Below are 4,625 nucleotides of genomic sequence, written 5' to 3' on the forward strand. Positions count from 1 at the left end.
CCGGGTGGACGCCCCCTCGTGCTGACGGCGGTCGAGGATCAGACCTGGTCGGCCTTCTCCAGCGCGGTGCAGCAGGTGTCGACGATCAGCCGCGTGACGACGTACGGGTCGACGTTGGCGTTCGGGCGACGGTCCTCGATGTAGCCCTTCTGGTCCTGCTCGACCTGCCACGGGATGCGGACCGAGGCGCCGCGGTCGGAGACGCCGTAGCTGTACTCGTTCCACGGGGCGGTCTCGTGCAGGCCCGTCAGACGGTCGTCGATGCCCGCGCCGTAGTTCTTGACGTGGTCCATCGGCTTCGAGCCCTCGCCCAGCGACTCGCACGCGGTGATGATCGCGGCATAGCCCTCAGGTCCTTCGCGCATCGCCTTGGTGGAGAAGTTGGTGTGCGCACCCGCTCCGTTCCAGTCGCCCTTGACCGGCTTCGGGTCGAGGGTCGCGGAGACGTCGAAGTCCTCGGCGGTGCGGTACAGCAGCCAGCGGGCGATCCACAGCTGGTCGGAGACCTCCAGCGGGGACAGCGGGCCGACCTGGAACTCCCACTGGCCGGGCATGACCTCGGCGTTGATGCCGGAGATGCCGAGGCCCGCCTTCAGGCAGTTGTCGAGGTGCTTCTCGACGATGTCGCGGCCGAAGATCTCGTCGGCGCCGACCCCGCAGTAGTAGCCGCCCTGCGCGGCCGGGAAACCGCCCTCGGGGAAGCCGAGCGGGCGGTTGCCGTCGAAGAAGGTGTACTCCTGCTCGATGCCGAAGACCGGCTCCTGGCCGGCGAACCGCTCGGCGAGCGGACGCAGCTCGGCACGGGTGTTGGACTCGTGCGGCGTCATGTCGATGTCGAAGACCTCGCACAGGACGAGGATGTCGTCGCCGCCGCGGATCGGGTCCGGACACGTGAAGACCGGCTTCAGCACCCGGTCGGAGGCGTGGCCCTCGGCCTGGTTGGTGCTCGAACCGTCGAAGCCCCAGATCGGCAGCTCCGCCACGTCCTGCGACGGACTCCCGGCCATGATCTTCGTCTTCGAACGGAGCTTGGCGGTCGGCTCGGTGCCGTCGATCCAGATGTACTCGGCCTTGAACGTCACGGAAGCCATCCTTTGCGGGTGCTGCGGTACTGCGGTCCGGTCTCTGCAGCGCAGCTTCGCAAGACGCGATTTCCCGTCCGTTGCCCGAATGTGAACCCCGTGTTACCGAGGATTTCTACGTTACGCGCGGGCTCTGAGCAGGTTCGCGAAACCGGCGGCGCGGATCCGGCGAAGTCGCGCCGGAGCCTCGCGGCCGACACCGCGGACGCAGCCAGGAAGCTCGCTCCGCGTCGGCTCAATACGGGAGCGGCCCGGCGAACCCGGCAGACTTGCCCCATGACGACACTTCCCCCGACCCCCTTGCGCATCGGCCTCGTCGGCGCGGGCCCCTGGGCCCGGAACACCCAGGCCCCCGCCCTCGCAGCCCACCCCGGCGTCGCACTGAGCGGCGTGTGGGGCCGGCGACCCGAAGCCGCGAACGCACTGGCCGCCGCCCACGGCACCACGGCGTACACCGGTGAGGCGGGCATCGACGAGCTCTTCGCGGCCAGCGACGCGATCGCCTTCGCCGTGCCGCCGGACGTCCAGGCCCCGCTCGCCGCCCGCGCCGCCGCCACCGGCCGTCATCTGCTGTTGGACAAGCCGGTCGCGACCTCCGTGGCGGCAGCCCGCGAGGTGGCCCGGGCCGCGGGGCAGTCGGGGGCCGCGTCCATCGTCTTCTGCACCCTGCGCTTCGCGGCCGAGACATCCGACTGGGTCACCGAACAGGCCGCCGTGGACGGCTGGTTCACCGCCCGCGCCGAGTGGATCGGGACGCTGTTCGCCCCTGGCGCGACCAGCGAGTACGCGGCCTCGCCCTGGCGCCGCGAGAAGGGCGGCCTGTGGGACGTCGGCCCGCACGTCCTGTCGGTCCTGATCCCGGTCCTGGGCGACGTCACACAACTGACCGCGGCCCGCGGCCCGTCCGACACCACCCACCTGATCCTCCGCCACACCTCCGGCGCCTCCAGCACGGTGACGCTCGCGCTGGGCGCCCCGGTCGGCGCGGTGGGCACGGAGATCGAGCTCAGGGGCGAAGAAGGAACCGCCGTACTGCCGCGGTGGAGCGATCCGGTCGGCTCCTTCCGGTCAGCGGTGGACGCCCTGATCGACTCGGTACGCACGGGGGAGCCGCACGCCTGCGACGTGCGGTTCGGCCTGCGTCTGACGGAGCTGCTGGCCGAGGCGGAGGAGCAGGCGGGGGAGTAGCGGGAGCGGGGCACGGGGCGGCGACGCGCGTGTCCCTACGCGCACGGGGCTGATCCGTCCGTTCCGGCCGCCCCGTCAGTACCCCGCCCGGACGGGGGAGGTGGTGCGACGGCCCGGTGAGCGGTGTGCAGGAAGCGTCGGACCGCGGCCGTCTCGCTCTCGTCGAACGTGCGCAGCAGCGCCACCGTGTCGTCGATCAGCGGCCCGAAGAAGGACCGGCCCAGCTCCACGGCACGTGGCGTCACGCTCAGCAGGACCCGTCGCCGGTCCCGCGGGTCACGGGCGCGGTCGAGGTGGCCCAGACGTTCCAGGCGGTCGATGAGTGACGTGGTGCCCGCGGAATTGAGTCCGAGCTGTGCGCCGAGCCACCCGGCCGTCGCGTCCGTGCCGGCCCGCCCGGCATCCAGCAGGCAGATCAGGGCCCGCACATCGGTGGGATGCATGCCGTGCCGGGTGGCGAACTCGGTCTGGCGCAGAGCGAATTCGACCGTCACCTTGCGCAGCAGATGGACGATCTCCAGCTCGGGTCCCCGGTCGGTCACCGAGTCGCCCCCTTTCTCCGATCACCTTTATTATCTCGCCGAGCGAGATAATATCCGACGGTATCCGACCGCGGAGGCATCCCATGACCACCACTACGTCATTCCTCGCCGCGTACGACGAGGTCCTGGCGGCCAAGTGGCCGACGGACACCCACAGCACGCAGGTCCCCACCCCGTACGGCACCACCCACGTCAACAGTTACGGACCCGAGGGTGCCCCGCCCCTGGTGCTGCTGGCCGGCGGTGGTTGTACCTCCACCGTCTGGTACGCCCAGGCCGCCCATCTGGGCCGTACCCATCGCGTCCATGCCGTCGACCTCGTCGGTGACCCGGGCCGCAGCGTCGCGGGGAAGCGTCCGATCCGTACGGTGGCGGACCTGACGACGTGGCTCGACGCGGTGCTGGACGGCCTGAACGCCGAGGGGAGCGCACTGTGCGGGCATTCGTACGGGGCCTGGATCGCCCTCCACCATGCGCTGCACGCACCGCCCCACCGCGTCCGGAAACTGATCCTTCTCGACCCGACCCAGTGCTTCGCCGGTTTCCGCCCCGGCTATCTGCTGCACGCGCTGCCGATGCTGCTCCGCCCCGGTGCGAAACGGACACGTGCCTTCCTGGAGTGGGAGACGGGCCACGCCGAGCTCGACCCGGCGTGGCTGGAACTGCGCTGCGCGGCAGCCGGCTTCCCGTCCGCCCGCCCCGTCACCGGCCCCCGCCCCGCGCCCGGGGCCCTGGGCGGACTGGACGTGCCGACCCTGATCCTGCTGGCCGAACGCAGCCGGGCCCATGACGCGGGCCGCGTCGCCGCCGCGGCGGCCCGGCTGCTTCCGCACGCGCGGACGGCGACGATCCCCGGCGCGACACACCACACCCTGCCGCTGCACGAGCCGACGGTCGCCGAACTGAACAGCACGATGGAGGACTTCCTGATGACCGGGAGCTTGCGATGACCCGGCCGCTCTCGCCCCGCGGCGTGTTCAGCGCTTCATGGCGTCCCGTACTGCCTCGTCCGTGCGTGCCACGACGGCGGTCCCGTCGTCGGCCGTGATGATCGGCCGCTGGATCAGCTTCGGATGCCCGGCGAGCGCCGAGATCCACCGCTCCCGTGAACCGGCTTCGCGCGGCCACTCCTTGAGCCCGAGCTCCTTCGCCTGCGCCTCCTGCGTCCGCGTGATGTCCCACGGCTCCAGCCCGAGCCGGTCGAGCACCGCCCGGATCTCGTCCGGCGACGGCACGTCCTCCAGGTAGCGGCGGACGGTGTACTCGGCACCCTCCGCGTCGAGCAGTTCCACCGCGCCGCGGCACTTGGAACAGGCGGGATTGATCCAGATCTCCATGGGGCCAACGGTACGGGAGGGACGTCCCGAAAGCCCCTCCGGCCAGCGACGATTGTCAGTGGTGGGCCGTAAAATAGAGGGAGTTCGTGAGGGTTCCACGACCGTGCCAGGAGGTTGCCCATGGCCGTTGCCGCAGTCACGACCGAGCCGCCCCACAAGCCACTGCGGAAGAAGCCGCTCCCCGCGGGCCGGCCCCGCGAGTGGTACGTCACCCACAACCGCCGCCTGAAGGCCATGCGCCTGACGATCGCCCTGCTCGACACGGGCGTCTACTACCCGTCGACCGCGACCAACGACAAGATACGCACGATCGCCGAGCGCATCGGCATCCACCCGCCGTCCGACACGACCTGCCGGATGGTCCGCGCCCTCATCCGATACGGCCGCTGACCGTCGCCTGCCAGTAACCCGAAGCCTGTGCCCCGCGCACAGGCTTCGGGTACGTGACAGCGGCCCCGGTCCGGTTCGGGCCGGAC

General features: G+C 71.0%; 6 protein-coding genes. 3 read left to right on the forward strand and 3 right to left on the reverse strand.

Annotation, left to right across the window (positions count from 1 at the left end; all coding sequences use genetic code 11):
- Positions 1 to 38 precede the first annotated feature (38 nt).
- Complete coding sequence (glnII, locus tag ACFU8Q_RS39290; protein ID WP_384464349.1) at positions 39 to 1,082, reverse strand: glutamine synthetase; 1,044 nt, start codon at positions 1,080 to 1,082, stop codon at positions 39 to 41.
- A gap of 276 nt (positions 1,083 to 1,358) precedes the next feature.
- On the opposite strand from glnII, the gene ACFU8Q_RS39295 reads away from it, so the two are divergent.
- Entirely contained in the window at positions 1,359 to 2,270 is a 912-nt protein-coding gene (locus ACFU8Q_RS39295; RefSeq protein WP_384464352.1) for a Gfo/Idh/MocA family protein, read from the forward strand.
- 35 nt (positions 2,271 to 2,305) lie between these two features.
- On the opposite strand, the gene ACFU8Q_RS39300 is transcribed toward ACFU8Q_RS39295, so the two are convergent.
- Positions 2,306 to 2,812, reverse strand: a complete 507-nt coding sequence (locus ACFU8Q_RS39300) for a MarR family winged helix-turn-helix transcriptional regulator (protein WP_384464355.1) — start codon at positions 2,810 to 2,812, stop codon at positions 2,306 to 2,308.
- Between the two features lie 83 nt (positions 2,813 to 2,895).
- Here ACFU8Q_RS39300 and ACFU8Q_RS39305 point away from each other — a divergent pair, with 83 nt between their 5' ends.
- The gene (locus ACFU8Q_RS39305) at positions 2,896 to 3,762 is read left to right on the forward strand and encodes an alpha/beta fold hydrolase (protein WP_384464357.1); all 867 of its coding nucleotides are present in this window, start codon (positions 2,896 to 2,898) and stop codon (positions 3,760 to 3,762) included.
- Positions 3,763 to 3,789: 27 nt separating this feature from the next.
- On the opposite strand, the gene ACFU8Q_RS39310 is transcribed toward ACFU8Q_RS39305, so the two are convergent.
- A complete protein-coding gene (locus ACFU8Q_RS39310) occupies positions 3,790 to 4,149 on the reverse strand; it encodes an arsenate reductase family protein (RefSeq protein WP_384464360.1) in 360 nt (119 codons plus the stop codon).
- A 120-nt stretch (positions 4,150 to 4,269) separates the two neighbouring features.
- Between ACFU8Q_RS39310 and ACFU8Q_RS39315 the strand changes: the two genes are divergently transcribed.
- Positions 4,270 to 4,539 (forward strand): hypothetical protein, encoded by a 270-nt coding sequence (locus tag ACFU8Q_RS39315; protein ID WP_384464363.1) that lies wholly within the window; start codon positions 4,270 to 4,272, stop codon positions 4,537 to 4,539.
- Positions 4,540 to 4,625 lie beyond the last annotated feature (86 nt).

It is taken from the genome of Streptomyces sp. NPDC057543 (assembly GCF_042801895.1).
Classification (GTDB): Bacteria; Actinomycetota; Actinomycetes; order Streptomycetales; family Streptomycetaceae; genus Streptomyces.